General features: G+C 53.8%; 22 protein-coding genes and 1 pseudogene. 14 read left to right on the top strand and 9 right to left on the bottom strand.

What is annotated here, in order from left to right; all coding sequences use genetic code 11:
* Nucleotides 1-5: 5 nt before the first annotated feature.
* Complete coding sequence (locus tag ACTH5D_RS08120; RefSeq protein ID WP_441670040.1) at nt 6-1,682, bottom strand: carbon starvation CstA family protein; 1,677 nt, start codon at nt 1,680-1,682, stop codon at nt 6-8.
* A 348-nt stretch (nt 1,683-2,030) separates the two neighbouring features.
* Here ACTH5D_RS08120 and ACTH5D_RS08125 point away from each other — a divergent pair, with 348 nt between their 5' ends.
* The 4 genes from ACTH5D_RS08125 to ACTH5D_RS08140 are packed head-to-tail and all read left to right on the top strand — an operon-like array spanning nt 2,031 to nt 7,406.
* Nucleotides 2,031-2,405: a response regulator transcription factor gene (locus ACTH5D_RS08125; protein WP_441670042.1), complete on the top strand. Its 375-nt coding sequence runs from the start codon at nt 2,031-2,033 to the stop codon at nt 2,403-2,405.
* Complete coding sequence (locus ACTH5D_RS08130) at nt 2,402-4,465, top strand: exonuclease domain-containing protein (protein ID WP_441670044.1); 2,064 nt, start codon at nt 2,402-2,404, stop codon at nt 4,463-4,465. Before ACTH5D_RS08125 ends, ACTH5D_RS08130 begins: the two co-directional genes overlap by 4 nt.
* Nucleotides 4,462-4,671, top strand: coding sequence for a hypothetical protein (locus tag ACTH5D_RS08135; RefSeq protein ID WP_441670046.1), 210 nt, complete (start codon nt 4,462-4,464; stop codon nt 4,669-4,671). Before ACTH5D_RS08130 ends, ACTH5D_RS08135 begins: the two co-directional genes overlap by 4 nt.
* A 2-nt stretch (nt 4,672-4,673) precedes the next feature.
* Nucleotides 4,674-7,406 carry an ATP-binding protein gene (locus tag ACTH5D_RS08140; RefSeq protein WP_441670048.1) on the top strand — a complete coding sequence of 911 codons (2,733 nt, stop codon included), beginning with the start codon at nt 4,674-4,676 and terminating at the stop codon, nt 7,404-7,406.
* Nucleotides 7,407-7,454: 48 nt separating this feature from the next.
* On the opposite strand, the gene ACTH5D_RS08145 is transcribed toward ACTH5D_RS08140, so the two are convergent.
* Together ACTH5D_RS08145 and ACTH5D_RS08150 are read right to left on the bottom strand one after the other, a co-directional pair.
* The gene (locus ACTH5D_RS08145; protein ID WP_441670050.1) at nt 7,455-7,811 is read right to left on the bottom strand and encodes an HlyU family transcriptional regulator; all 357 of its coding nucleotides are present in this window, start codon (nt 7,809-7,811) and stop codon (nt 7,455-7,457) included.
* 78 nt (nt 7,812-7,889) lie between these two features.
* On the bottom strand, nt 7,890-9,110 hold the full coding sequence (locus tag ACTH5D_RS08150) for an argininosuccinate synthase (RefSeq protein WP_441670052.1): 1,221 nt from the start codon (nt 9,108-9,110) through the stop codon (nt 7,890-7,892).
* A 226-nt stretch (nt 9,111-9,336) separates the two neighbouring features.
* On the opposite strand from ACTH5D_RS08150, the gene rnt reads away from it, so the two are divergent.
* On the top strand, nt 9,337-10,005 hold the full coding sequence (gene rnt / locus ACTH5D_RS08155) for a ribonuclease T (RefSeq protein WP_441670054.1): 669 nt from the start codon (nt 9,337-9,339) through the stop codon (nt 10,003-10,005).
* Between the two features lie 153 nt (nt 10,006-10,158).
* Nucleotides 10,159-11,418 carry a 6-phosphofructokinase gene (locus ACTH5D_RS08160; protein WP_441670056.1) on the top strand — a complete coding sequence of 420 codons (1,260 nt, stop codon included), beginning with the start codon at nt 10,159-10,161 and terminating at the stop codon, nt 11,416-11,418.
* 112 nt (nt 11,419-11,530) lie between these two features.
* On the opposite strand, the gene ACTH5D_RS08165 is transcribed toward ACTH5D_RS08160, so the two are convergent.
* Nucleotides 11,531-13,246 carry a protein kinase domain-containing protein gene (locus ACTH5D_RS08165; protein WP_441670058.1) on the bottom strand — a complete coding sequence of 572 codons (1,716 nt, stop codon included), beginning with the start codon at nt 13,244-13,246 and terminating at the stop codon, nt 11,531-11,533.
* A 269-nt stretch (nt 13,247-13,515) separates the two neighbouring features.
* On the opposite strand from ACTH5D_RS08165, the gene ppa reads away from it, so the two are divergent.
* From ppa to purH, 8 genes are all read left to right on the top strand, one after another.
* Nucleotides 13,516-14,046: an inorganic diphosphatase gene (gene ppa / locus ACTH5D_RS08170; RefSeq protein ID WP_441670060.1), complete on the top strand. Its 531-nt coding sequence runs from the start codon at nt 13,516-13,518 to the stop codon at nt 14,044-14,046.
* Nucleotides 14,047-14,243: 197 nt separating this feature from the next.
* Nucleotides 14,244-16,127 (top strand): protein-disulfide reductase DsbD, encoded by a 1,884-nt coding sequence (dsbD, locus tag ACTH5D_RS08175; RefSeq protein WP_441670062.1) that lies wholly within the window; start codon nt 14,244-14,246, stop codon nt 16,125-16,127.
* A 303-nt stretch (nt 16,128-16,430) separates the two neighbouring features.
* Entirely contained in the window at nt 16,431-16,886 is a 456-nt protein-coding gene (gene accB, locus ACTH5D_RS08180; RefSeq protein ID WP_441670064.1) for an acetyl-CoA carboxylase biotin carboxyl carrier protein, read from the top strand.
* A 31-nt stretch (nt 16,887-16,917) separates the two neighbouring features.
* The gene (gene accC / locus ACTH5D_RS08185) at nt 16,918-18,258 is read left to right on the top strand and encodes an acetyl-CoA carboxylase biotin carboxylase subunit (RefSeq protein WP_441670066.1); all 1,341 of its coding nucleotides are present in this window, start codon (nt 16,918-16,920) and stop codon (nt 18,256-18,258) included.
* Nucleotides 18,259-18,375: 117 nt separating this feature from the next.
* Nucleotides 18,376-19,290 (top strand): 50S ribosomal protein L11 methyltransferase, encoded by a 915-nt coding sequence (prmA, locus tag ACTH5D_RS08190; protein WP_441670068.1) that lies wholly within the window; start codon nt 18,376-18,378, stop codon nt 19,288-19,290.
* A 110-nt stretch (nt 19,291-19,400) separates the two neighbouring features.
* Entirely contained in the window at nt 19,401-20,429 is a 1,029-nt protein-coding gene (dusB, locus tag ACTH5D_RS08195) for a tRNA dihydrouridine synthase DusB (RefSeq protein ID WP_441670080.1), read from the top strand.
* Complete coding sequence (gene fis / locus ACTH5D_RS08200; protein WP_441670070.1) at nt 20,426-20,749, top strand: DNA-binding transcriptional regulator Fis; 324 nt, start codon at nt 20,426-20,428, stop codon at nt 20,747-20,749. Before dusB ends, fis begins: the two co-directional genes overlap by 4 nt.
* A 64-nt stretch (nt 20,750-20,813) precedes the next feature.
* Nucleotides 20,814-22,412: a bifunctional phosphoribosylaminoimidazolecarboxamide formyltransferase/IMP cyclohydrolase gene (gene purH, locus ACTH5D_RS08205; protein ID WP_441670072.1), complete on the top strand. Its 1,599-nt coding sequence runs from the start codon at nt 20,814-20,816 to the stop codon at nt 22,410-22,412.
* A 113-nt stretch (nt 22,413-22,525) separates the two neighbouring features.
* On the opposite strand, the gene ACTH5D_RS08210 is transcribed toward purH, so the two are convergent.
* From ACTH5D_RS08210 to ACTH5D_RS08230, 5 genes and pseudogenes are all read right to left on the bottom strand, one after another.
* Complete coding sequence (locus tag ACTH5D_RS08210; RefSeq protein ID WP_441670074.1) at nt 22,526-23,983, bottom strand: NAD-dependent succinate-semialdehyde dehydrogenase; 1,458 nt, start codon at nt 23,981-23,983, stop codon at nt 22,526-22,528.
* A gap of 117 nt (nt 23,984-24,100) precedes the next feature.
* On the bottom strand, nt 24,101-24,652 hold the full coding sequence (gene folE, locus ACTH5D_RS08215) for a GTP cyclohydrolase I FolE (RefSeq protein WP_441670076.1): 552 nt from the start codon (nt 24,650-24,652) through the stop codon (nt 24,101-24,103).
* A gap of 280 nt (nt 24,653-24,932) precedes the next feature.
* On the bottom strand, nt 24,933-25,907 hold the full coding sequence (locus ACTH5D_RS08220) for a serine/threonine protein kinase (protein ID WP_441670078.1): 975 nt from the start codon (nt 25,905-25,907) through the stop codon (nt 24,933-24,935).
* Between the two features lie 34 nt (nt 25,908-25,941).
* Entirely contained in the window at nt 25,942-26,313 is a 372-nt protein-coding gene (locus ACTH5D_RS08225) for a ComF family protein (protein WP_441670082.1), read from the bottom strand.
* Nucleotides 26,314-26,454: 141 nt separating this feature from the next.
* A pseudogene (locus tag ACTH5D_RS08230) lies at nt 26,455-26,694 on the bottom strand (double zinc ribbon domain-containing protein); the annotation flags it as partial.
* Between the last annotated feature and the right edge of the window lie 118 nt (nt 26,695-26,812).

Genomic DNA, 26,812 nt, shown 5'->3' on the forward strand with positions numbered 1-26,812 from the left:
GTGCGTTAATCACCTTGGGCAGCCATTTCAGCGCGCGAACGCTTGAGTGCGGAGGCACATTCCATCGCCACCATAATAGCCGCCACCAGCACCACAATATCCATCACCAGTAGGAACATGTTGCCCTGGTTCCAGAACGTGCGCAGCTGTATCAGCAGCGCCAGAATCGTCATGACCAATAAAAAGCATAGCGGCGCCAGCGTATACCACATGGGGCGCTTCAGGCGCACAAGCATGACGGTAATTACGAGTAGCGTTAGGCCTGCCAGTAGCTGGTTGGTGGTGCCGAACAGAGGCCAGATAATCAGACCACCCGAACCATCGGCACCGCCTGCGCCAAACGCTAGCAGCAAGCAAGTGCCTACCGCTAGCCCCGTGGCAATCGATGGTTTTTTCATCCACGGCTGATCGTAAATATCGCCCCACTCTTGAAAAATGTAGCGCTGTAGGCGAAGGCCCGTGTCCATGGTAGTGCCCGCGAAAAGCGCTGCCATAACAGTAAGCAGCGTCGCCGCGGTCACCTCAGGCAACCCAAGGCCGTTATGAATAATAAAGGCGCCACCTTGCACGAAGGCATTGACGCCGCCCTGCCCGAAGGCGCTATACATCGCCTGCCAGTCACCGAAGGTGGCAAAACCGGCGGTCGCTGCCAAAATAGCCGCTAGCGCCAACATGCCTTCGCCCACCGCGCCGAAATAACCCACAAAACGAGCATCGGTTTCTTTATTCAACTGCTTAGACGTAGTGCCGGATGAAACAAGCCCGTGAAAGCCCGAGATGGCCCCACAGGCAATAGTGACGAACAGCAGCGGTATTAGCGACGGAGTGCCTTCAGGAACATCGCTGTTAAAGGCAGGCGCTACCAGCACCGGGTTCAACAGCACCAGGGCCCCATAAAGAATCAGCAAGCCAATGAAGAGCTGCAGCCCGTTAATATAATCCCGTGGCTGCAGCAGCATCCACACCGGCAACAATGACGCAATCGCCGCGTAACCGAACAGAATAACAATCCAAATAGCATTGCCTGATATACCGGCCACTTCAGCAGGCATTTGAATCGGCACAGAAGGCCCAATACCAATCAGCGCGTAGAGTGCAATGACGCCGATAACCGACACTACCGCCAGGCTCAGAATACGGCGATAAATCATTTGCCCGACGATGAGCGCCACAATAATCGCGCCCCAAACCGGAACGACTGCACTAGGGAAGTTCATCATTAACCCGGCAATCACCACGGCGAAGACCGCATTAACCATCAGTAGCACTAGAAAGATAACGATCATAAAGATACTACGAGCACGTTTACCAACCACGTCACCGGTTAATGCCCCGACCGATTTAGCCCGATTGCGTACGCTGGCCCAAATAGCACCGAAGTCATGAATACCGGCAAAGAAAATAGTGCCGAACACTACCCATAAAAAAGCCGGTGCCCAGCCCCATATAACGGCAATCGCAGGCCCCACAATCGGAGCTGCTCCCGCAACGGAGGTAAAGTGATGACCCCATAAGACGAATCGATTGGTCGGCACATAGTCAATGCCGTCCTCAAACTCATGGGCAGGGGTTTTAAAATCAGGATCTAGCTGGTAAATCTTCTCAGCAATAAACTTGGAGTACACGAAGTACCCTACGGCCATTGCACCAAGACCTACCACTAGAAGGAAAATAGCACTCATGGGCGCCGCTCCTTTGGGTTTGATTGTTATTGTTTATTTAATAAACCTGAGAATTGCTGCTCTTATCACTTTACAGAGTGGTATGAGGAAACGGTTAAGTCCATAACAATACGTCGCTAATCGCGGGAGTTGATTCTAAAGTTGTATTTAAAGCAGCGTAAATCTCGATATAAGCCTTATTAGCCCGCCGAGTTATTTAGCAAAATCATTTAACAGCATTCGGCCAAGGTCGTCTTGGCCGCACTCCCCTAGCTCACTACACTGATAGTTAACGATTGATCACGCATGCACTCAGAGCTATGCACACGGTGCGCCCGGCACTACCACTGATAAAGACAGGAGATTTTCATGGCCAAAGTGCTTGTGGTCGATGATGAGCCCAATATCGTGCTATCGCTGGAGTTTTTGATGGAGCAGGCAGGTTTCGAAGTAGTGACGGCTGAAGACGGCGAGCAGGCAATGGCGTGCGTTAACGATAGTCAGCCCGATTTACTATTACTCGATATTAGCCTGCCGGGTATGAACGGTTTTGACGTCTTAGAACGCCTGCGTGGCGATGCTGCCACCGCGCATCTGGCGATTATTATGCTAACCGCGCATGGCCGCGACGTAGAGCGTGAAAAAGGCATGGCTCTGGGCGCCGATGACTACATCACTAAACCGTTTTCAACCCAATCATTGGTGGAAAAAGTTAAAGCGCTGCTGGCTGGAAAGCAGCCATGACGCGAGATGGGCTGCCCAAACGCCAGCGTCTTGTTGGTTTATGGCTTCTGATTAGCGGTATTAGCCTATTTGGCGGTGCTGTGTTTGCCGTTTGGCTGGATACTCAGTTGGCTCCTGCCGGTTGGGCAAGAGCAGCCCTATGGATCGGCAGCCTCTCTGGTGGCGCCACGATTTTTGTAGCGGGATTGATTCTTGAACGCATGCTGTTTACCCCGCTGCGGCACCTCCAAGCCCAGCTTGTGCGCTTGGTTGGCAATCCCGATGCCCATGATGAACAGTTGCCTGAAGGTTGGCTAAAAGGGCTTGGGCCAGATTTACGCCGTGTCAGCGAAAACTGGCGAGCAGATCGCAGCCGTTTGTCGACCGCCCATGCGGAAGGCGCACGCAGCGCTGCACGTATTCGCCAGGAGCTTGAAACGCTGCTGCAAGTCCTCGAAACGCCTCTGTTGCTGTGCGATCACCATCGCCGCGTGATGCTATTCAATCAAGCCGCAGAAGATTTTTTTATCGACAATTCGGGGCTTGGTTTAGGCAAACGCCTGGACGCTCTACTCCCCGTTAGCAGCCTTCAGCAAGCGCTTAGCCAGCTGCCTTACGAAGGCTCCCCGCGCGAATTTTTGGTGCCCTGCGATAATCGCTGGCTAAAAGTGATACTGCGCCGCGTACCGGGCAGTGACGGCGAAACGCTGTTCACTTTTAGCGATGCAACAGCGTCCTGGTCGAATGAAATGGGCGTGAGAGCAGAGCTTGCCCATATACTTACGCCACTCCGCCAGCATACCGCGAGCTTGACCAGCGCGGCCGATGCGCTGATTCAACTACGTGATCAAAATGACCCCAGCACATCGTTATTACGCCAACGTTTCGAGCGCGTTATTCAAGAGGAAGGCGCTACGCTCGGCGAGCACGTCGCAAAAATCGGCCAGTTGCTCGACGATATGCAGCATCAAGGTGAGCGCTTAACGCCCATGTGGTCCAACGACTTCTGGCAAGCACTGGATGAACGTCTTGATCCTGCGCGGCGTTTAATTACCCCTGTAGGAATGCCCGCCTGGTTTAAGGGCGACGCGCCCGCGCTGATCGCCCTGTTTAACTCTTTGGTAAAGCACCTCAGTAACTACCTACCTGACAGTGGTTTTGAAGGTGAAATATGCTTGGGCAATAAACGCGTCTATTTAGATCTTATTTGGCGCGGCAAAGCGATACCGGAGCATGAGCTGGCCGGATGGCGCCAGCAGCCTTTGACCTCGCTACCGCTAAACCCAAGCGTTGCGGATGTGCTGCGTCAGCATGCTAGCGACATTTGGAGCCTTGCCGACGACAACGGCGTATATGCACGCTTGCGCCTGCCGCTACCCGCCATGGAGCGCGTGGGAGCCCCGCGTGAAATTGCGCCTCCCCGCCCTGAGTTTCACGATTTTGGCATTGCCGACCTTCCACCACCCAGCGAAGCGCTCGCCAGCCGCTCACTGCGCAGCCTCGAAGTGGTCGCGTTTGATACTGAAACCACGGGGCTTGAGCTGCGCCGGGGCGACACAGTCATCAGCCTGGGTGCCTGCCGCGTCGTCAATGCGCGCCTGCTGGCAAGTGAGACCTTCGATCAAAAAGTCGACCCACAGCGCCCGATACAGCCGTCGAGTACCGCCATCCATGGCCTTGTTGATGCTGATGTGGCGGGCGCGCCGCTGCTGGATGTCGTACTTACTCGCTTTCGCGACTACGTGGGTGAAGCCGTGCTTCTGGCTCATAATGCCGCGTTTGATCTACTTGCGATTAGCCAGCAGGGCGTCGCCTTTGATATACCGGTAATCGACACACTACTGATTTCTAGAGCGTTGGATGAAGCGTTGGTCGGCCACGACCTCGACAGCCTTGCTCAGCGCTATGGCCTGACATTCCCTCCTGACACTCGCCATACCGCCCTGGGAGATGCGCGCGTAACGGCCAAGCTGTGGCTTGCACTGCTGCCTCGCCTAGAAGCACGTAGCATTGATACGCTTGAACAACTGCTAGCGCTGCAAGCGAATGCCTTTGACCGACAGGATGCCAGCGCCTTATGAAACACAGCGGCGAAAAATCACGCAAAGCAGAACGCTTAATGGCCTTAGTGGCCGTTGCCTTGCTGCTGTTCTGCCCGCCCCTGGTTATCGTCGTAGACCGCTTAACCACGCTCCACGCAGGCTGGCTGCCGCTGTATTTATTTAGCGCTTGGGCCGTCGTGATCGGCTTAACTGCGTGGCTGATGGAACATCATGCGGATCGCTGACTATGCGCACTGAGCCGATTATTCTTGGCACAGCCTTTGGCTACCTTGCGCTACTTTTTGTAGTCGCTGCCTGGGGTGATCGACGGGCTGAGCAGGGCCGCTCGCTGATCGGATCACCCACTGTCTATGCCCTTTCTATCGCTGTTTACTGCACCGCCTGGACGTTTTATGGCAGCGTGGGCCGAGCCGCAGCGCATGGCCCTAGCTTTTTGCTTATCTACTTAGGCCCTACGCTGGCCATGCTGCTGGCGCCCTCCGTTATTCGTAAAATGGTGCGTATCGCTGCACGCCAGCGCATCACTTCTATTGCCGACTTTATTAGTGCCCGCTATGGCAAAAGTGCCAGCTTAGGAGCACTGGTAGCGCTAATGGCGCTGATCAGCATCACGCCCTATATTGCGCTGCAGTTAAAAGCGATTACCGTTAGTCATGCGGTGCTTATCAACTACCCCTACACACCCGATACCACGCTGATCGATGAACGCTTTTGGATGGATAAATCGCTTTGGGTCGCGTTGGTATTGGCCGTGTTTATAATTCTCTTTGGCACCCGTCACCTGGATGCCAGCGAACGCCACGAAGGTATGGTTGCCGCTATCGCTTTAGAATCGCTGGTCAAGCTAGTGGCCTTTATGGCGGTCGGTATCTTCGTAGTTTTTGTGATGTTTGAAGGACCCAGCGCGCTATTTTCGCAGGTGGCGGCCACGCCCGAGCTAATAGGCAGCATGCGGCTCGATCGCGTGCCGGGTGGTGTTACCGGCTGGGTTGGCATGCTAGTGCTGGCCTTTCTGGCATTTTTAACGCTGCCTCGCCAATTCCAAGTATTAGTCGTCGAAAACGTTGATGAGCAGCATTTAACCCGGGCGAGCTGGCTATTTCCACTTTATATGCTGCTGATTAATCTCTTCGTCATACCGATTGCTCTGGCGGGCATGCTGCTAGGTGCTAGCGCAGGCGATCCTGACAGCTTTGTGCTGACGCTGCCGCTCTCAGCCGGCGTTGACGGTTTACCGCTGTTAGTGTTTATCGGTGGCCTGTCGGCGGCCACCGGCATGGTGATTGTTGAAACCATTGCTCTTTCCACCATGGTCAGCAATCAACTGGTGATGCCACTGCTGCTTCGCTCAAGGCGTCTTCACCTGAGCACTAAAGGAGAGCTTGCCAGCTGGCTGCTGGGTATTCGTCGCGTCGCCATTGTGCTGATTCTATTGCTCGGTTATCTCTACCACGCCCTGATTGGTGATTCCTATAGCCTCGTCACCATCGGGCTTGTGTCCTTCGCGGGGGCCGCTCAGTTTGCCCCAGCGCTGTTGATTGGCCTTTATTGGCGCGGCGCCACTCGTCAGGGGGCCACGTGTGGACTGATCGCCGGCTTTTTAGTGTGGTGCTATACGTTGCTGCTTCCAGGCTTTGCTCAGTCGGGCTGGTTGAACGCTGCGCTGCTCACCGAAGGGCCTTGGGGGATCAGTTGGCTCACTCCCTACGCTCTGTTTGGGCTCGAGAACTGGGACATTTATAGCCACTCACTGCTGTGGAGCATGCTGGTAAACGTCGGGCTTTTAGTGGGCGTGTCGCTGTTTACCCGCCCTACGCCCCTTGAGCAAACCCAGGCCGCACTCTTCACTGAGGCTATGCACCCTAACCTGACCACTGCCCCGCTGTGGCGTGGGCAAACCACCCAAGGCGCACTGAATGAACTACTGGTTCGCTATTTAGGTCTACATACCACCCGCCGCATCTTCAGCTATAGCAATAACAAAAATAAGTTTGAGGCGGATCAGCCGGCCACCACTGAGCTCATTACCCGCGCCGAGCAGGCCCTCGCTGGTTCGTTGGGCAGCGCCTCCGCGCGGGTGCTGATCAACTCAGTGGTGCGCGGTGAAGCGCTGGATATTGAGTCGATTCTTAGCATTCTTGACACCACCTCACAAGCGCTAGAGTACAACCGCCGGTTAGAGCAAAAATCTCAGGAGCTGGTGCAGATTGGCGAAGAGCTTCGTAGTGCCAACGAGCGTCTGCGCGAGCTAGACCGCTTAAAAGATGAGTTTGTGGCCATGGTCAGCCACGAGCTGCGCACACCGCTAACGTCGATCCGCGCCTTTGCTGAAATCTTGCGAGATAGCGATCAGCTACCTAGCGAGAAGCGCCAGCATTTTCTTGGCGTAATCGTGCATGAAAGCCAGCGGCTATCACGCCTAATTGAAGAGATACTGGATCTTGCTCGCTTAGAAAGCGGCCGTTTAACGCTAAACCCGGTGCCACTCAACCTGACAAAGCTAGCACGGCACAGCATTAACGCTATTGCGCATCTGCATGAAGAACACGGCGTTGCTCTAGACATCAGCTTAAAGGTTGATCCTGCAATGATCGTTGGCGATCAGGATCGCCTAGAGCAAGTTATCATCAATCTGCTTGATAACGCGGGTAAATTTTCTGATCGACTACAGCCAAAAGTGCGTTTGTCGCTGTATCGCCATCGTGACCATTATCGCTTAAGCGTTGAAGATAACGGCGCGGGTATCAGCATGGATGAGCGCGAGCGGGTATTTGAAAAATTCCATCAACTACAGCAGGACGGCGATATCCCCCGCGGTCGGCCAAGAGGCAGCGGTCTAGGCCTGCCGATCAGCCGGGGCATCATCGTTCATCTGGGGGGAAGACTCTGGGTGGAGGATGCTAAACACTTGGGCGGCGCTTGCTTTACACTAGAACTACCCGCCGCGACGAACAGCTAATTCGCGGTTTATCACGTTGAGAGGCACATCGGCCATTTTACACAATGACTAGCGGTCTGCGTTGTTCATATCCGTGCTATTCATTTCTGTATCGTGACGCGGGTCTGGCTCGAACATGGCCTCACCCACTTCATCAATATAGCGCTGAGCTTTAGTAAGCATCATGGCGTCACACGCATCACGGCTAGGCAGCATATCGGAACGTTCAAAGCGATGTTCGAGCGTTTCCTCTGACGTACCGGGCTTGCGAATCCAACCGCTCACGCGGTATTGGCCACTCTGATTATCGGGCTGGGGCAAAATCCAGTAGCCCTTGTATTCCACAGGTTCAGCGGCATCAGTAGTAGCACCTGAGGCAGCTTTGGAATGACTACCAAAGAGTCCGGATAAGATTTTTTTAAGCATCATGATTCCTTTGCTCGTAGGACGGCGGTTCGTGCCTGCCGCCCTACAAGGTAAACGCAGCGTTGTATCAGCGCTTAATTAGCTTTGTTTACGTCCTTTGCCGGCGGCAATACGCAGACGTAGCGCGTTAAGCTTAATAAAGCCTTCTGCATCTTTCTGATTGTAGGCGCCCGCGTCGTCTTCAAAGGTCGCAATCGACTCATCAAAGAGCGATTCGTCAGACTTACGGCCCACAACGGTCGCATTGCCTTTATAAAGCTTCATGCGCACAACGCCCTCGACATTTTTCTGCGTTTCGTCGATAGCCGCTTGAAGCATGCGACGCTCAGGGCTCCACCAGTAGCCGTTATAGATCACTTCTGCATATTTCGGCATCAGTTGATCTTTCAGGTGAGCTTCTTCACGGTCTAGTGTCAGTGATTCAATAGCGCGGTGGGCACGCAGCATGATGGCGCCCCCTGGAGTTTCGTAACAGCCGCGAGACTTCATGCCCACATAGCGGTTTTCTACAATATCCAAACGGCCAATGCCGTTATCGCCGCCCATTTTATTGAGCTTTGCCAGCACTTCGTGGGCTTTCAACGGCTCGCCGTCGATGGCTACGATATCACCCTTGTCAAACGTTAGCTCAACGTAGGTTGCCTGATCGGGCGCTGCTTCAGGAGAAACGCTCCAGCGCCACATATCGTCTTCCGCCTCGGCCCACGGGTCTTCCAAAATGCCGCCTTCATAAGAAATATGCAGCAGGTTGGCATCCATGGAGTAAGGCGATTTTTTCTTCTTATTGGCAAAATCGACGGGGATATTGTGTTCTTCACAATACGCCATCAATTTTTCACGCGAGGTCAACTCCCACTCACGCCAAGGGGCGATGACTTTAACGCCCGGCTTTAACGCATAGCCGCCAAGCTCAAACCGAACCTGATCGTTACCTTTACCGGTAGCGCCATGAGAAATGGCATCGGCACCGGTTTCGTTGGCGATCTCAATCAAGCGTTTAGCGATCAGCGGACGAGCAATCGACGTGCCTAGCAAGTACTCGCCTTCATAAATAGTGTTGGCGCGAAACATGGGGTAAACGTAGTCGCGGACAAACTCTTCGCGCAGGTCTTCGATGTAGATTTCTTTTACACCCAGGGCTTGCGCCTTGGTACGGGCTGGCTCGACCTCTTCGCCCTGACCGATGTCGGCAGTAAACGTAACTACCTCGCAGTTGTACGTTTCTTGCAACCACTTAACAATAACGGATGTGTCCAGGCCGCCTGAATATGCCAGTACAACCTTTTTGACATCGGACATTCTTTGCTCCTCATTGACTATACGAAATTCATTAGCGAAAAAGGCACTATCATTTAGCACATGGCTAAGCGATATATCTTTGCAACAGACCCTGAGTATAGCGTTCTCAATGCCCAGCGAACACCGCCAACGACGCTTGGGGGGTAAAGCTGCTAGAATCAATCCATTCAAAGCGGTGGCATATCGCTTATTTTGACTGATTACTCGCTTTACTAAGGAGAGCTGCATGAGCGAGGCAATTGCCCGCGAATTAATGGCCCAACGTTTTCGTAGTTACCTACCCGTGGTCATTGACTTGGAAACCGGGGGATTTAATGCCCAAGGTGACGCTGTGCTTGAGATAGCCGCCGTCACGCTAACCATGGATCCGGAAGGCAACCTGCTTCCTGATGCTACCTATGCTTACCATATTGAGCCCTTTGAAGGATCCAATGTGGCGCAGTCGGCGCTCGATTTTACCGGTATCAATCTGGACGATCCATTGCGCCGCCAAGTGGCGCTGAGCGAAGCTGACGCATTGGGAGAGATTTTTCGCCCAATCCGTAAATCGCTCAAAGCGCATGACTGCACGCGAGCTATTTTGGTGGGTCATAACGCTGCATTTGATCAAGGTTTTTTGAACGCAGCGGTTAATCGCTGCGGCATTAAACGTAACCCTTTCCATCCGTTTTCGAGCTTTGACACGGCAACGCTGGCAGGTTTGGTATATGGTCAAACGGTTCTGGCGCGTGCCTGCAGGGCTGCCGGCATTGAGTTTGATAACAAGGCCGCACATTCCGCTCGCTACGATACCGAGCGCACAGCCGAGCTATTTTGTGCCATGGTTAATCGCTACAAAGACCTTGGGGGCTGGGAGTTAGCCCAGCGCGAGCAAGAGATGGATGGACCCGATTGATCAGCGATAGCCGCTGATGCAGCCATCATAGCTTTGCGCTAAACTTTGCCGCCCTGCATGACCTAAGCTTAACCTGCCACCACTAGCGATTTTTCCTAGTGATGGCATATGACTTCGATTCACCCTACCCGTTTTCAAGAGATGAGACGTTCCATGGCCCAGCATAATGCCTTTTACGCCCAGTCCGGTGGCGTCACCGCCGTTATTAACGCCAGCGCCTGCGGCGTTATTGAAGCCTGCCGCCAAGCGCCCGATAAAATTGGCAAGGTGTACGCCGGTCATAACGGCATTATCGGCGCTCTAACCGAAGACCTCATCGATGTCACCCAAGAATCTGACGAAGCGATTGCCGCACTGCGGCACACGCCCGGCGGCGCTTTCGGCTCCTGCCGCTATAAGCTGAAAGATATCGATACACATCGTGCTCAGTACGAGCGCCTGATTGAAGTCTTTAAAGCTCACGACATTCGCTACTTTTTCTACAATGGCGGTGGTGACAGCGCCGATACCTGCTTAAAAGTCTCGCAACTTTCCGAAAAATTGGGCTATCCGCTCACGGCCATCCATGTGCCCAAAACCGTGGATAACGACCTACCGATTACCGATAACAGCCCTGGTTTTGGCAGCGTTGCTAAGTATATTGCTACCTCAACGCTTGAAGCGTCGCTGGACATTGCCTCTATGTGCGCCACGTCCACTAAAGTGTTCGTGCTTGAAGTGATGGGTCGCCATGCCGGCTGGATTGCCGCCGCGGGCGGACTAGCAGGCCAAGAGGAAGGCGAGCCGCCGCACCTAATCATCTTCCCGGAAATCCCCTTCAACCGTAAAGTGGCAATGGCACGGGTTGAAGAATGCGTTAAGCAGTACGGTTACTGCGTGATAGTGGTGTCAGAAGGCGCCCGTTACGAAGACGGCACTTTCCTGGCCGATGCGGGCAATACCGATGCCTTTGGTCATCGCCAGTTAGGCGGCGTAGCACCGACGCTTGCCGGCATGATCAAACAAGACCTGGGTTACAAATATCACTGGGCGGTAGCAGACTACCTTCAACGTGCCGCACGCCACTTGGCGTCTAAAACCGACGTTGAGCAAGCCTACGCGGTTGGCTACGAAGCAGTAACGCTGGCGCTTGCTGGCAAAAATGCCATGATGCCGGCCATTCGCCGCATTTCTCAAACCCCCTATCAGTGGGATGTGATTTCTGCCCCGCTGTCTCAGGTGGCTAACCAAGAGAAATTCATGCCCCGCGACTTTATTAGCGCTAACGGACTTGGCATTACGCAGGCGTGCCGCGACTATCTTTCACCGCTCATTCAAGGTGAAGATTTCCCACCGTTTGAAAACGGCCTGCCTAAAGTAGCCAAGCTGAAGCTAGCCAAGGCCGAGCGCAAACTGCCGGTCTTTACACTGTAAACAAGTAACCTAGCTCTGTGAAACAGCCCGGCAGTAAAAAGCCTAGCGGTAAAACGCACCATAAAAAACGGGGGATGACATCAGTCAGCCCCCGTTTTTTTATACCTTACGTTTAACGTAGTAGCCAGGAAAGCACCAGCAACAGCAGTAAAATTCCCGCGACGCCCTGCCAGAAGCGACGTGGCTCCTGGCGGCTTTGATCCTGAGCAGAGCGACGGCCAAGTGGCAGGCGTATCGCATGCATAAACTCTGACATGCGCCTAAAGCGCAGCGCTCGCTGAGGGTCCAGCGCACGGCGCAGCGCATCGTCTAAATCGGGGGAGATTTCAGGGTTCGTAGTGCGTGCGCTGCGAAACGAGAGCTCTTCAAGATCGGTATGGCTGCGCAGCCGATTAGGCGTCAACGTATAGGGCAGAGCGCCGGTCAACAGCCAATAGACAGTTGATGCTAGCGAATATTGATCGCTGCGACGGCCGATGGCATCTCCCAGGGCATACTCTGGCGCAGTGTGCTCGTTAAGGCCGACTTGACTGAGCAGCTCGCCAGAATGTCGATGTCCTTCGCCATCACGCATGTGGCAAGCGCTAAAGTCTGTCAATACCAGCTTACCGTGTAGATCGATTAGAATATTATCAGGGCTAATTTGCTGATGAATAATATCCCGGTGGTGCAGAGCCTGCACCGCCTTACCAAGCTGATTGGCGATATCAAGCCGCTGTACCAAGCTCGCTTGCGGATGGCGCTCTGCCCACTGGCGTAGCGTTTCTCCCTCAATATGCTGCATAAGGTAATAGAGGTAGCGACGCGAACGAGACCGCTCCATCACTTTGACAACAAAGGGAGAATTAACGCGCTCCACGACCCACTGCTGTAGCAGAAAATGCTCAAGGTAGGCATTGCGCAACGAAAGCTCGGGGCTTGGCGCTTTCATCACCATTTCACGTTCGGTGTGCACATCGCGAACGCGATAAACGCGAGACTGTGCGGTTCGTGAGAGCACCGCGAGCACCTCAAGACCATCTAAGCGATCGCCCGGCGCCAGCTCAGGGGGAATGGGCAAATCGCCATAGAGCTGCCCAGGGCGCTCGGTTGTTTCCTCCGGCAATTCATCTATGCGAACTAGCTGGAAGCAAAACTGATCGCCTCCATAGCCACGCTCCTGGGCGCGCTGCTTCGCCTCATCCGCTAAACGCTCACAGGCAGCGTCTAAATCGCTCGCGTCTTGGCGAATCAAGCGCACGTAGTCTGACGGCAGCAGCGTGCCGCGTACGCCCTGGGTAGTGAAAAGAAATAAATCGCCCTGTTTTAACGCGATATGGGTGTAATCAATGTCGACACTGCCGTCCATGCCCAGCGCCCGTGAAGGATAGCGGTAGCCGCCCACGTCCGTCACGTGGTCGCGGCTTAGCTGCTCAAACTCTGCACCGCGCAGGCGGAAGACCAGCGTATCGCCCATATGAAACAGATGAGCTTCGCGGCCACGAAAGACCATGGCAGACATAGAGGAAACGAAGCTGCCCTCTTTAACATGCTGGCTTTGGCTATAGCACCAGCTATTCAGTGCGCGCAGTACGCGGGTGGCAGATGTTTTGACATCCCAGTGATCAGGCGTTGAAAAATAGTCAGCCAGAAATCCGCGTACGCTAAGGTCTCCGGCCTGCTTGGCCATGGTGTTGCGTGAAATCGAGTCGCTAATCACGGCACAGCCACCTTTAGCGCGCAGTAGCGGTGCCTCAGGAAAGCGTACTGACATTGAACTTCGATGTAGGCGCCGATCGGGGGCGACAAACGCTTGGCCATAACTGATGAGCAACTGGGCGTGCGACAAGGCATCCTCCTAGGCTGTCGACTCGAGCTCTTATGATACACGCTGTGAACCAGGAGCGATGCTCACCAAACGTCTCTATCGGCAGATTCAAAGTGTCTCTCGCCTATTTAAGCGCTGAAATGTTATAAAATCGCCAACCTTTCTCGGTCTCCTGTTATGCCGCATTGGCAATCGTCTAGCCATATTCGTATAATTCCGGCCATCAAAGCCTCTGAAACGATTGCTTAGCCGCAGCAAGACTCAGCCACTGTACTATCAAGGAATCAACGATGAACTTCGATAATATCCCTGCCGGAAAGGATCTCCCCAACGACGTTTACGTGGTGATCGAAATTCCAGCTAACCATGACCCGATCAAATATGAAATTGACAAGGATATGGGCGCGCTGGTCGTTGACCGCTTTATGGCCACCCCCATGTTTTACCCAGCCAACTATGGTTTCATTCCCCACACCCTAGCCGACGATGGCGATGCCCTTGACGCCCTAGTCGTCACACCGCATCCCGTTCAGCCTGGCAGCATTATCCGTGCTCGTCCGGTTGGCATTTTGAACATGACCGATGAAGCCGGTGAAGACGCTAAACTGATTTGTGTGCCCCATGCCAAGCTGAGCGCGCTGTACGACAACATTCAGGAAGTCACTGACCTCCCTGAACTGCTGCGTCAGCAAATCGCTCACTTTTTCGAAAACTACAAAGACCTAGAAAAAGGCAAGTGGGTAAAAGTAGAGTCTTGGGAAGGTGCCGATGCTGCACGCAAAGCGATTGAAAAATCCGTTAGCGCTTATCAAAAAGCATAATAATTAGCACCTAAGAGGGAATTCATACCCGCTTAATGCATCTAAAGGCCACCTTCGGGCGGCCTTTTGCGTTATCAGCCTAGCAATACGAGCTAGCGCACGAGAGGCCGCGTCATGTCACCGCAGAGCACGTCAGACACTTCAGCTTGCGGTATGCTATTTACTCTCATTGTGATGCCATTGATTGAGGATGCACCTTGTTACCTTTTAAGCACCTAAGCCGATTTGCTGTATTCGCCTTGCTCCTTATCGGGCTACCGCTGATGGCTCACGCCCAGTGGTTCTCTCCCTCTAGCAATCAAGACGCATTTTTACCCGTAATGGAGGCATTTGAGCCCACGGCTTGGCATGATGAAGACACCCTTTATATCGGCGTTGACATTGCTGATGAATATTACCTTTATCGCCACCAGTTTGCGGTCAGCAGCCAAATCGAAAGCGTCGATCTAGGCGAGCCGAACATCCCCCAGGGCACGTTTATCAACGATGAATTCATGGGAGATGTGTATGTATTCAGGGATCAATTAGTCTTTGAGGTTCCCTTAAGCACTCCCTATTCAGGCCCGCTAGATATCATTCTAACCTTTCAAGGCTGCGCGGACGCGGGACTCTGCTACCCCCCAGAACAAGTGGATCTTCAGGCCAGTGAGACACAGCCACCCAGCCAATTCGCTAACTGGCAGGCCGATAATAGCGGCTCCGACGCAGCGGCCAGCGTTTCAGGACAAGTGACAGCTGACACCGCAATGCAGAGTGACTTTTCAGCCCCCCAAAGTGAAGACAGCCGCTTCAGCAGCTTGATTAGCAGCGCAAGCCTGCCTTTGGCGCTGGGACTATTTTTTATCGCCGGCTTAGGGCTTACCTTTACGCCCTGCGTGCTGCCGATGATTCCCATTCTGTCATCGATAGTGGTCGGCCAGAATCCTACTCGCTCTCGGGCATTTGTACTTTCCGCCAGCTATGTATTAGGTATGTCAGCAACCTATGCGCTTGTGGGCGTATTGATGGGACTGTTTGGCGCCGGGCTTAATCTACAGGCGCGCTTGCAGTCAGCACCGGTCCTAATCACCTTCGCGGTGCTTTTCTCACTCTTTGCTTTAGCAATGTTTGGCGCGTTCAACCTCAATTTATCGCCGCGCTTAACCAGCCGCATTGATGCTTGGCAGACGCGCGCTCAGCGTAGCGGCCCTGCGGGCTTAGCGGTAGCGGGCGCCCTTTCAGTGCTAGTGGTGTCACCCTGCGTCACGGCGCCGTTAGCGGGCGCGTTGGTATTTATTTCGTCTACCGGGGATGCCGCGCTTGGCGGCGCAGTGCTGTTTGCGCTGGGCTTGGGCATGGGTGTGCCCCTTCTTTTAGTCGGTACATTCGGCGCCACCTTGCTCCCACGCAGCGGCGCCTGGATGAACGGCGTGAAAATTGGCTTTGGCCTGCTGCTGCTGGGGGTGGCTATTTGGATGATAGAACGCCTGGTCGCCGCGCCCGTCGCGCTGCTGCTATGGGCTGCGCTAGCGATTGGGAGCGCGCTCGCGTTAGGCGCTTTAAACATCAATCAGCCGCTAGGCTGGCCGCGTGCGCGCCAAACGCTTGCGCTTATGCTACTGACCTGGGGCATACTGCTGGTGATCGGAGCCGCCCAAGGGGGCAACAATCCGCTGCGTCCACTCGCGGCAGTCTCCAATCCAGCAAACGCTGTACAGGCACAGGCACTCAGCTTCACTGAAGTCGATGCATTGAGCGCTCTTGAGGATGAAATTGCTAACGCAAAAAACAGCCATCAGCCGGTGTTTGTGCACTTCACTGCCGACTGGTGCATTTCATGCAAATTAATGGAACGCGATGTATATCCAGATGCACGGGTTACCGCAGCGCTAAGCGGCTATAAGCTGATTGCTGCCGATGTCACACACACCGATAGCAACAGCCGAGAGCTTCTCGACCAGTTCAACTTATTTGGCCCCCCTAGTCTGCTATTTTTTAATCAAGGCCAGGAACTGCGCGATGCCCGCATTCAGGGCGAGGTCACGGCCGACCAGCTTCAGCAACATCTTGAATCTGTCAGCCAGTGGATAGCGGCTCAATGACATGCAAAAAAGAACTCGCAGCGTGAATAGTGGCAGCCAAATCTCCACATGCATCCTCTACGACGACTTCGGGGCTGCCGGGCCTGCTGCTGGACATCGTGGCACTTTTTCGGCAAACTCCGCTCCCATATTAGCTAAAAACTTCCTTTTTAGGGGTGAGAACGAGGTAACGTTCACTAACATGCCGCGTTCTCATCATTTTAAAATTTGGTTTACTGCGCTAATTCAGCGCCGCATTGCACCTCCGCTTAGAGGCTGAGCTTGCTCTGTGACTACCTTTTATGACATTGATGGGGCTATGCCATGGATATCCGCAAAGTTAAGAAACTGATTGAGCTGCTCGAAGAATCCAATATTAGTGAAATTGAAATTCAGGAAGGCGAAGAATCAGTCCGCATAAGCCGCCATCCGAACGGTGCTACTTGGCAGCAGCAGCCAATGCCCCAGTATGCGCAACCTGCCTATGCGCCGACCGCAAGCGCTCCGCCTGTGGATGTTGAACCAACTGCCAGCGCCAGCTACCGCGGTGAGGCGGTTAATTCACCGATGGTTGGCACCTTTTACCGCAGCCCGGCACCGGGCGCTAAATCCTTTGTGGAAGTAGGCGACACCGTTAAGCAAGGCGATACCGTATGTATCATTGAAGCCATGAAGATGATGAACCAGATTGAAGCTGACCGTGACGGCGTGGTGGAAGCTATTCTGGTGGAAGATGGCGAGCCGGTGGAATTCGATCAGCCTATGATCGTTATCGCTTAATCTTTCATTTTCAACACGGGTGGACTCTCCCATGCTGGACAAGGTATTAATCGCGAATCGCGGCGAGATTGCCCTTCGTATCCTACGGGCCTGTAAAGAACTGGGCATTAAAACCGTTGCGGTACACTCCAAAGCTGATCGTGAACTCATGCACGTTCGTTTGGCAGATGAAGCCGTGTGTATCGGACCGGCATCGTCAGCGCAGTCTTACCTGAATATACCGGCCCTTATCAGCGCGGCCGAAGTGACTGACTCAACGGCCATTCACCCGGGCTATGGCTTTCTGTCGGAAAACGCCAACTTTGCCGAGCAGGTAGAGCGCTCAGGCTTTACCTTCATCGGGCCCCGCGCAGAAACGATTCGCCTGATGGGTGATAAAGTCAGCGCGATTCAATCAATGAAGGAAGCCGGCGTACCAACGGTTCCCGGCTCCGACGGGCCACTCGGCGATGACGATGCTATCAATCTAGCGACCGCGAAGCGTATCGGCTATCCGATCATCATCAAAGCAGCCTCTGGCGGCGGCGGACGTGGCATGCGTGTGGTGCATACTGAAGGTCACCTGCTGTCGGCGATTACCGTTACGCGTACCGAAGCACAAGCAGCGTTTGGTGACGGCACGGTCTACATGGAAAAATTCCTCGAGAAGCCGCGTCACGTAGAAGTGCAGGTGCTAGCCGATGGCCAAGGTAACGCTATCCATCTGTATGATCGCGACTGCTCTCTTCAGCGCCGTCATCAAAAAGTGCTTGAAGAAGCCCCAGCCCCCGGTCTTGATCAGAAAGCTCGCGAGCAGGTGCTTGAAGCCTGCCGCCAGGCATGCATTAAAATCAATTATCGTGGCGCCGGCACCTTTGAGTTCTTGTACGAAGACGGCAAGTATTTCTTCATTGAGATGAATACCCGCGTTCAAGTCGAACATCCGATTACTGAGATGGTTACCGGCGTTGATATCGTCAAAGAACAGCTGCGCATTGCCTCCGGCCTCCCGCTGTCTATTCGTCAAGAAGACGTGAAGATCGCTGGTCACTCCTTCGAGTGCCGGATCAATGCCGAGGATGCTCGCACCTTTATGCCTTCACCAGGGAAAGTGACGCTGTTTCACTCGCCGGGTGGTTTGGGCGTGCGTATGGACTCGCATCTTTACACCGGATACACCGTGCCTCCCCATTACGACTCCCTGATCGGCAAGTTGATCACGTGGGGCGCAGACCGCGAAATAGCGCTGACGCGCATGCGCAATGCGCTTGATGAACTACTTGTGGAAGGTATCAAAACCAATATCGACCTGCAGAAAGATTTGGTGCGTGACAGCCACTTCCGCGAAGGCGGTGTCAACATCCACTACCTGGAAAAGAAACTCGGCGGCTAACGTCACTCCAGCGCTATGTTCGATACCCAACGGGGTGGCCACGTCCACCCCGTAGTTGTCTTTACTGTAGTGGTCTTTACTGTCACTATTTTTAAATTCGCCTTGCGGAGAACCTGCATGCCCTGGCTTCAACTCAAAGCTCATGTCGCACCCGAGCAAGCAGAATTTCTTGAAGAGCTGCTGCTCGAAGAAGGCGCGACCGCCATTGGCCTTCAAGATGCCCACGACGATCCGGTATTTGAGCCTGAGCGCGGCACCACTCCGCTTTGGCAAGACACGATTCTGACAGGGCTTTATGATGACCTTGAAGGCGTTGACGATATGTTAGCGCGCATCGAGGCTGCCTGGTCGGAGCAAATGGCGAGCGAACCCTGCCCCACGATCGAGTATGAGCTACTTGCCGACCGCGATTGGGAGCGTGAGTGGATGGATGACTTCACCCCTCTACGCATGGGGCAGCGGCTATGGATTGTGCCCAGCTGGCACGAGCCGCCTGAGGCAGACGCGGTCAACCTGATTCTCGATCCTGGCCTTGCGTTTGGCACCGGCACGCACCCGACTACCGCACTGTGCCTAGAGTGGCTGGATGAATTGGCAGTGGCGGGCCACTTAACGCAACAGCATGTGCTTGATGTAGGCTGTGGCTCGGGCATTCTGGCTATCGCCGCCCTAAAACTTGGCGCACACCATGCCGACGCTACCGACATTGACCCCCAGGCATTACAAGCTAGTCGTGATAACGCAGAACGTAATAGCATTGCCGAACAGCAGCTATCGCTTTATTACCCTGAGCAGTTAAGCGATGACGTTCGTTACTCTGTGGTAACCGCTAACATACTAGCGGGCCCACTGGTTGAGCTAGCGCCGATGATTGCCGGGCACGTGGCCCCAGGTGGGCGCATTGCGCTATCGGGCATTTTAGCCAATCAGGCCGACGATGTTCAGCAAGCCTACACGGCCCAGGGCATCATCATGCAAGAGCCGGTGATTCGTGAAGGCTGGGTAAGGCTCTCAGGCCAGCGCCCAGATTAAAGCACCCTGCTGCCTTCAACCTAACGGCGAGTAGGCGTATCATACGCACCCTTGAAAGCGCGCTTACTCGTCGCCAGACCAGCACCCAAAAAGCCTACGCCATGACGTTAATGAACACCCTACCCAGCATTGGTTGCTACCGATTATCAAATCGCGCAATCCTGGCACCAATGGCTGGCGTTACCGACCGCCCGTTTCGTCAGCTATGCCGACAGCTGGGTGCTGGCTGGGTGGTGGGTGAAATGGTCACGTCAGACCCTAGCCTATGGCATACTCGTAAATCACAGCTACGGATGGACCACCAGGGCGAGCCGGCCCCCCGCGTGGTGCAAATTGCGGGTGGTGATGCTGATATGCTTGCCCAGGCAGCCCGCCTGAATGCTGAACTAGGTGCTCAGATTATTGATATTAATATGGGCTGCCCCGCCAAGAAAGTGTGTAATAAAGCGGCAGGGTCTGCCCTGCTTCGCGATGAAGCCTTGGTCGCTGACATTTTGCAGGCGGTGGTGGGCGCCGTTGATATTCCCGTGACGCTTAAAATACGCACGGGTTGGTGCGCGGCATCGAATAACGCCCTTCGCATTGCTCAACTGGCCGAGGCCGCAGGCATTCAAGCGCTAGCTGTACATGGCCGACATCGCGAACAGCGCTATACTGGACAGGCAGAGTACGACACGATTGCCGACATCAAATCTCGTCTCTCGATACCGGTGATTGCTAACGGCGACATAACAAGCCCTGAAAAAGCCGCCGAAGTACTCACTTATACCGGTGCGGATGCTGTCATGATAGGCCGTGGTGCGCAGGGAAATCCGTGGATATTTCAACAGATTAACCACTATTTCCAGCATGGCACGCGAATGGCGCCACCCAGCCTAGCCGAGCGCCAGCAGGTGCTTAATGGGCACGTTGGCGCGCTCCATGACTTTTATGGTGACACGATGGGCGTACGCATAGCGCGCAAACATGTCGGCTGGTACCTCAGCGACGACCCGCGCTTTACGCCGCCTCAACAGCACGCGCTGAAGCAGCAGTTCAATGCGTTAGCATCACCCGAAACGCAATTTGATTGGATCAACGACGCGATGGCTCCCGATGCCGCCATACGTTTGCTAGCCAAAGGAAGCTATGCTGCATGACCGAACGCGATCTTCTCTCTAGCGATACTGTTTCTCACCTCACCGGCATGCTGGCCAACCCAGCGGCAAGCACACCGCCGCAGCCTCTGCGGGAGGCCGTGGAAACAGCGATGCGCCGCTACTTCGAGCATCTCGATGGCAGCCAGGCAACCGACCTATACGCCATGGTGATGGCCGAAGTAGAAGCTCCTTTACTAGCCTCCGTCCTGGAGCACACTGACGGCAACCAGACCCGGGCCGCTGATGCACTGGGCCTGAACCGCGGCACCCTGCGTAAAAAGCTAAAGCTTTACGGACTTATCGAAGGCGACGCCCCATAACAATGGGGCGTTGTTGTTTTTATTTACCCGCGTTGACTTCACAACGCTGCACACGAGCATCCTCATGGCTGATAACCCTACTTTGACTGACAGTAACGCTACTCCCGTCCGCCGCGCCCTTCTAAGCGTTTCTGATAAAACTGGCATTGTAGAATTCGCCCGCAGTCTAACTGAGCACGGCGTTGAACTGCTTTCAACCGGTGGCACTTTCCGGCTATTGCAAGAAAATGCCATTGCGGTGAAAGAAGTGTCTGAACATACCGGCTTTCCCGAAATTATGGATGGCCGTGTCAAAACGCTTCACCCCAAAATTCACGGCGGCATTTTGGCACGGCGCGGCCAGGATGATGCGGTCATGGCCGAAAACGACATTACCCCTATCGATATGGTCGTCGTTAACCTCTACCCCTTCGCCGCAACTGTCGCTAAGCCTGATTGCACGTTAGAAGATGCTATCGAGAATATCGATATTGGCGGCCCTACCATGGTACGCGCCTGCGCTAAAAACCACGCGCATACAACAATAGTCGTGAATACCGCTGACTACGCTCGCGTACTTGGTGAGCTGGCCGCTCAAAATGGTCAAGTAAGCACGGCAACGCGATTCGATTTAGCGGTCAAGGCATTCGAACACACCGCCGGCTATGATGGCGCTATTGCCGACTACCTGGGCCGCAAGGTTGACGCTGCAGATGAAACATTTCCTCGCACCTTTAATCTTCAGCTGCATAAAAAGCAGGATATGCGTTACGGCGAAAATCCCCATCAGCAGGCAGCGTTCTACGTTGATTCGCAGGCTAGCGAACCAAGCGTTGCCACGGCAAAAATACTGCAAGGCAAACCGTTGTCGTATAACAACGTTGCCGATACCGATGCGGCGTTTGAATGCGTAAAGGCTTTTAAAGAGATCGCCTGCGTGATCGTCAAACATGCCAACCCCTGCGGTGTTGCCGTCGGTTCAACAGCGCTAGCGGCTTATGACAAAGCCTTCGCCACCGACCCTACCAGTGCATTTGGCGGCATCATTGCCTTCAATACAGCGCTGGACGCTGAAACCGCCCAGGCAATTATCGATCGCCAGTTTGTCGAAGTGATTATCGCCCCCGGGATTAGCGATGACGCTGCCGCTATTGTGGCCAGCAAGCAGAACGTTCGCCTACTGGATGTCAGCGATCATTGGTCAGGCGAACACCAGGCTGCATTTGATCTCAAGCGCGTCAACGGTGGGCTATTAGTACAAGAGCGCGATGAGGGAATGGTGGCACGCGAGGACTTGACGGTTGTCAGCCAGCGCGCTCCCAGCGAGCAAGAGCTGCGCGACCTAGCCTTTGCTTGGCGAGTGGCTAAGTTCGTTAAGTCCAACGCCATTGTGTATGCCAAAGATGGGCAAACAGTGGGCGTGGGCGCAGGACAAATGAGCCGCGTTTACTCAGCCAAAATTGCGGGCATCAAAGCCGCAGACGAAGGCCTGTCAGTGCCTGGGTCGGTCATGGCATCTGATGCCTTCTTCCCATTCCGTGATGGCATTGATGCCGCGGCAGCAGCAGGTATTACCGCAGTCATTCAACCGGGTGGCTCAATGCGTGACCAGGAAGTGATCGATGCTGCCAACGAAGCAGGCATTGCCATGGTATTTACCGGTATGCGCCACTTCCGCCACTAAGCCTTTTCACTAGCACCGCTGGCCCGCCCAGCATATAAAAAGCCCCATTGGCACTCTGCCAATGGGGCTTGTTAATGACAGTGGCTGCCGATTAAAAGACAGGCTTCAAAGCGCTAGCCAAGGTCAATGCATAGATATTTTGTTTCAAGGTATTCTTCCAACCCTTGATGACCGCCCTCGCGACCTAAGCCCGATGCTTTAACCCCACCAAACGGTGCCGCTGCGTTAGAAATGGCGCCAGTATTAATCCCTACCATGCCATATTCGAGCGCTTCAGCGACGCGCCACACGCGAGCCAGATCACGCGAGTAGAAATATGCGGCCAGGCCATACTGAGTGTCATTGGCCATTGCTATCGCAGTTTGCTCATCGTCAAACGGGAAGACAGCGGCCAGCGGACCAAACGTCTCTTCATGAGCCACTTTCATCTTATCGGTGGCAAAGCTAATCAGTGTCGGCGTAAAGAAATTACCGCCCAACGGATGGGGATGCCCACCCAGCAGCAGCTCAGCGCCATTATCTATCGCGTCCTGCACGTGCTCGCTGACTTTCTTAACCGCCTTTTCATCGATTAACGGACCAATATTGATATTCGCCTTGGTGCCATCACCGACATGCAGTTCGCTAACCATCGCTGCAGCCAGTTTTTCGCAAAACGCATTGATGACACTGGATTGGACTAAGAAGCGGTTGGTGCATACACAGGTCTGCCCCGCATTACGGAACTTGGCCGCCATAGCACCTTCTACAGCGGCATCCAAATCAGCATCTTCAAAGACAATAAAAGGCGCGTTACCACCCAGCTCTAGCGAGATTTTCTGAATATGCTCAGCCGCCTGCGCCATCAGCTGACTACCCACTTCGGTAGAACCGGTGAAGGTTATTTTGCGCACCTTCGGCGAGTGCGTCATCGCTTGCGCAATATCACTGGCGCTGCCCGGCACTACGTTAAAAACCCCGCGCGGAATGCCCGCACGCTCAGCTAATAGCGCTAATGCCGTGGCTGAAAATGGCGTCTGGCTCGCTGGCTTGACGACAATCGTACAGCCAGCGGCCAGTGCAGCGCCCGCCTTGCGGGTGATCATCGCCGCTGGGAAGTTCCACGGGGTAATCGCGCCCACAACGCCTACTGGCTGCTTAGTCACGACGATACGCTGATTGGCATTTGCCGCGGGAATCGTTTCACCGTAAACGCGACGAGCCTCTTCAGCAAACCAGCGCAAAAAGCTTGCGGCATAGGCAATTTCGCCCGCGGCTTCTTTAAGCGGCTTGCCCTGCTCGTAGGTCATCAGCATGGCTAAGTCTTGCTGATGCTCAAGCATTAGGTCGTGCCACTTTAATAATAAGTCGGCGCGCTCCTGAGCGGTCAATGCACGCCATGCAGGCAGAGCGGCATCTGCGGCATCGATGGCCCGCTCTGTCTCAACTTTACCTAACCGCGGAATATTGCCGATAGCCTCACCGGTTGCCGGATTCAAGACCGTGATCTGCTCGCCGCTATCGGCTGCAACCCAGCTGCCGTCGATATAGGCAAAAGGACAATACAGCTGCGTTTCTTTAAGCGCTTCCATGACAGACTCCTGACCAAATGATGGCCGTGTAGGCTCATTAACACTTCATGCTAAGACGAAATCCCCCTATAAACCAAGTTTCTAGCATGCCTTTCTTATCGGCAGGCGGCACCAGATTCAATTAATCAGCATTAGGAATTCTTGCCGGGTCGCCTGGTCGCTGCGAAACCTGCCTAGCATGACGGATGAGGTCATACTGGAGTTTTGCTTCTCTACGCCACGCATCATCATGCAAAGATGACGAGCCTCAATGACCACTGCGACGCCCTTTGCCTGCGTGACTTCTTGAACGGCATCGGCGATTTGTAGGGTGAGATTTTCTTGGATCTGCATACGTCGCGCAAACATATCAACAATGCGCGCAAATTTAGATAGTCCCAGAACTTTGCCATTAGGTAGATAGGCGATATGGCACTTGCCAATAAAGGGCAGCAGATGGTGTTCACACATTGAATAAAGCTCAATGTCTTTTACCAGCACCATTTCGTCTGTGTGCGACTCAAACACGGCACCGTTAATAATTTCTCCCAGCGACTGATTATAGCCCGCATTCAAAAACTGCATGGCTTTCGCTGCCCGCTTTGGCGTATCCCGCAATCCTTCGCGATCGGGATTTTCTCCCAAAGCAGTGATTATCTGGCGATAGTGGTGAGCAATATCATCGGACATGTTAAGCCTCATCAAAAACGGTGCACAAATGCAAAAAGACTGACGCCTACGTCAATTCTTTCTTTACGCGAATTAATATTAGATCTGTCTAAATATAAAATTTACGAGTGTCTTGGCCAGCAGTTAATGTACATAAATAGCTAGAAAGACTACTGAACCATTATTGTCTGGAATAACCTATTTTAACGTAAGCCTCTCATTTATGGCAGCGTCGCAGATAACAAGGCAATGCGAAAACACAGCTCAGCGCCACACACTACGCGGCCACTCCCCTCCCGCGCTATGCCAACCAACGCGGGTTTTCTAACTGTAGGCACTGCTGCTCTAACTGGCGGATATGCTGATCCCAGTAACCGCTATCCGCCAACCACGGAAACGCCCGAGGGAAAGCGGGGTCATTCCAGCGCGATACCAGCCAAGCAGTATGACGAATCAACCGATAGCTTCTTAGCGGTTCAATTAACGACATCTGCTCCGTCGGAAACGGCAGCGTTTCCTCATACCCTTCGGTAATCTCATTCAAGTGTGCTCCCCAGCACTGCGGATCGTCGGTGGGAAGCATCATCCAGATATCCTGAATCGCGGGCGCCATAAGGCAGTCATCAAAATCGACCAGCGTAAACTGCTCATCGCGGCCGAGCACATTGCCTAAATGACAGTCGCCATGGCACCGAATCATGCTGCTAGCAGGTACGCTGTGCTTTGAAAGCTGCTGATGTACTTTCGTAATGACGTTTTCATACGCTCGACGCTGATGACCATTCAATCGCTCACTTGTCCGCACACGCTGCTGAGCCTCAAGGATACCGCTCGCCATCTCTAATCGCGGGCGATGTTGAAAAACTTGTTTAGCGGAGATTTTGTGTAAGCGCCCTAGCACCTCGCCCATCGCAAATAAGTGAGCAGGGTTATCAAGCTCTGGGGCCTGACCAGGACAGTGAGGAAATAACGCAAAATTAAATACTTTAAACTGATGTAGCGACTGGCCCTGAGCGTTTCGCCAAGGCGCCACGATCGGTACATCGTTGTCAGCCAGCTCTTGTAAAAAATCATGCTCTTCCTGAAGAGCCGCCTCTGACCAGCGGTCAGGCCGATAAAACTTAATAATCCAGTTTTTGCCATCCTCATCGCGAAACATTAGCACGCGGTTTTCGTAGCTATTTAGCGCGAAAGGCTCACCCGCTGGCCAAATATCAAGCGACTCGGCTGCAGACATCACTAAATCGGGCGAAAGAGAGCTAAACGGGTGTGACATAGGTCACTCCTGGGTCGACAAAAAACCTATTCTATCAATCCTTGCCCAGGGGTGTACGTGCTACCGCCCAAATATCGACGCGCTTAGCACCTGCCTCCAGCGCGGCAAATGCCATTGCATGCCCAGTTGCGCCGGTCGTCACCACATCGTCAATGATCACCAAATGCTCCGGTGGCGGCATCTGAAATGCAAAAGCATCGGCTAAATTGGATGCTCGCTCGCGGCGATTCAACGTGCGCTGGGGACGGCTTCTCTTAACTCGCTGAGCAGTGTGCAATGGAACCGCCAACTTGTGGCTGAGCTGTTTCGCCAGCCAATATGATTGGTTAAATCCACGCTCATGGGCATTTGCAGGGTGCATCGGTACTGACACGAACGCTTGCCCAGTTAGCTGGGGCTGCGTCATTAACATCAGTTCGCAAATCAATACCCCAGCCCTAGGTGAGGCGTTGAATTTAAAATCATGTATTAGCTCTTTAATGACGCCCTGATACAGCAGCCCCGCCTGAGTCGCCAAAAAGGCCGGAGGCTCTATTAAGCAATGACCACATAATCGCTGGCCGTGCTTCACCGGCTCACCGCATTGGCTGCAGGCATATAAATTCCATGGAAGCTCATCGGCACACGCATCACACCACCCACACCCCCGCGCCGCAGGAGCTAGGCAAAAAGCGCAATAGCCCGGCATGTTTTGCTTTATCCAATAATTCCCTTTTTGCAGGCATTGCTTCAAAAATAGTTGCTGCAAAAACGATTTCTTAGACAACATAGACCGCTCTTCACCCATTTAAACAAATATCAAACTAGGCGTTGACTTGTATCACAAAAATGATACTATACGCCTCGTCTTCGCGGATGTGGTGGAATTGGTAGACACGCTAGATTTAGGTTCTAGTGCCGTAAGG

The sequence above is a fragment of the Halomonas sp. genome, from assembly GCF_052095695.1.
GTDB lineage: Bacteria > Pseudomonadota > Gammaproteobacteria > Pseudomonadales > Halomonadaceae > Vreelandella.

Coding starts and splice junctions, on each gene's coding strand:
- folE (WP_441670076.1), bottom strand. CDS start 24,652: ATGTCCGATGATATTGCTCACCACTATCGCCAGATAATCACTGCTTTG.
- purH (WP_441670072.1), top strand. CDS start 20,814: ATGGCTGATAACCCTACTTTGACTGACAGTAACGCTACTCCCGTCCGC.
- ACTH5D_RS08130 (WP_441670044.1), top strand. CDS start 2,402: ATGACGCGAGATGGGCTGCCCAAACGCCAGCGTCTTGTTGGTTTATGG.
- ACTH5D_RS08140 (WP_441670048.1), top strand. CDS start 4,674: ATGCGCACTGAGCCGATTATTCTTGGCACAGCCTTTGGCTACCTTGCG.
- dusB (WP_441670080.1), top strand. CDS start 19,401: ATGAACACCCTACCCAGCATTGGTTGCTACCGATTATCAAATCGCGCA.
- ACTH5D_RS08125 (WP_441670042.1), top strand. CDS start 2,031: ATGGCCAAAGTGCTTGTGGTCGATGATGAGCCCAATATCGTGCTATCG.
- prmA (WP_441670068.1), top strand. CDS start 18,376: ATGCCCTGGCTTCAACTCAAAGCTCATGTCGCACCCGAGCAAGCAGAA.
- accB (WP_441670064.1), top strand. CDS start 16,431: ATGGATATCCGCAAAGTTAAGAAACTGATTGAGCTGCTCGAAGAATCC.
- ACTH5D_RS08225 (WP_441670082.1), bottom strand. CDS start 26,313: ATGACGCAGCCCCAGCTAACTGGGCAAGCGTTCGTGTCAGTACCGATG.
- ACTH5D_RS08145 (WP_441670050.1), bottom strand. CDS start 7,811: ATGCTTAAAAAAATCTTATCCGGACTCTTTGGTAGTCATTCCAAAGCT.
- ACTH5D_RS08150 (WP_441670052.1), bottom strand. CDS start 9,110: ATGTCCGATGTCAAAAAGGTTGTACTGGCATATTCAGGCGGCCTGGAC.
- rnt (WP_441670054.1), top strand. CDS start 9,337: ATGAGCGAGGCAATTGCCCGCGAATTAATGGCCCAACGTTTTCGTAGT.
- ppa (WP_441670060.1), top strand. CDS start 13,516: ATGAACTTCGATAATATCCCTGCCGGAAAGGATCTCCCCAACGACGTT.
- ACTH5D_RS08135 (WP_441670046.1), top strand. CDS start 4,462: ATGAAACACAGCGGCGAAAAATCACGCAAAGCAGAACGCTTAATGGCC.
- ACTH5D_RS08120 (WP_441670040.1), bottom strand. CDS start 1,682: ATGAGTGCTATTTTCCTTCTAGTGGTAGGTCTTGGTGCAATGGCCGTA.
- accC (WP_441670066.1), top strand. CDS start 16,918: ATGCTGGACAAGGTATTAATCGCGAATCGCGGCGAGATTGCCCTTCGT.
- fis (WP_441670070.1), top strand. CDS start 20,426: ATGACCGAACGCGATCTTCTCTCTAGCGATACTGTTTCTCACCTCACC.
- ACTH5D_RS08220 (WP_441670078.1), bottom strand. CDS start 25,907: ATGTCACACCCGTTTAGCTCTCTTTCGCCCGATTTAGTGATGTCTGCA.
- ACTH5D_RS08210 (WP_441670074.1), bottom strand. CDS start 23,983: ATGGAAGCGCTTAAAGAAACGCAGCTGTATTGTCCTTTTGCCTATATC.
- ACTH5D_RS08160 (WP_441670056.1), top strand. CDS start 10,159: ATGGCCCAGCATAATGCCTTTTACGCCCAGTCCGGTGGCGTCACCGCC.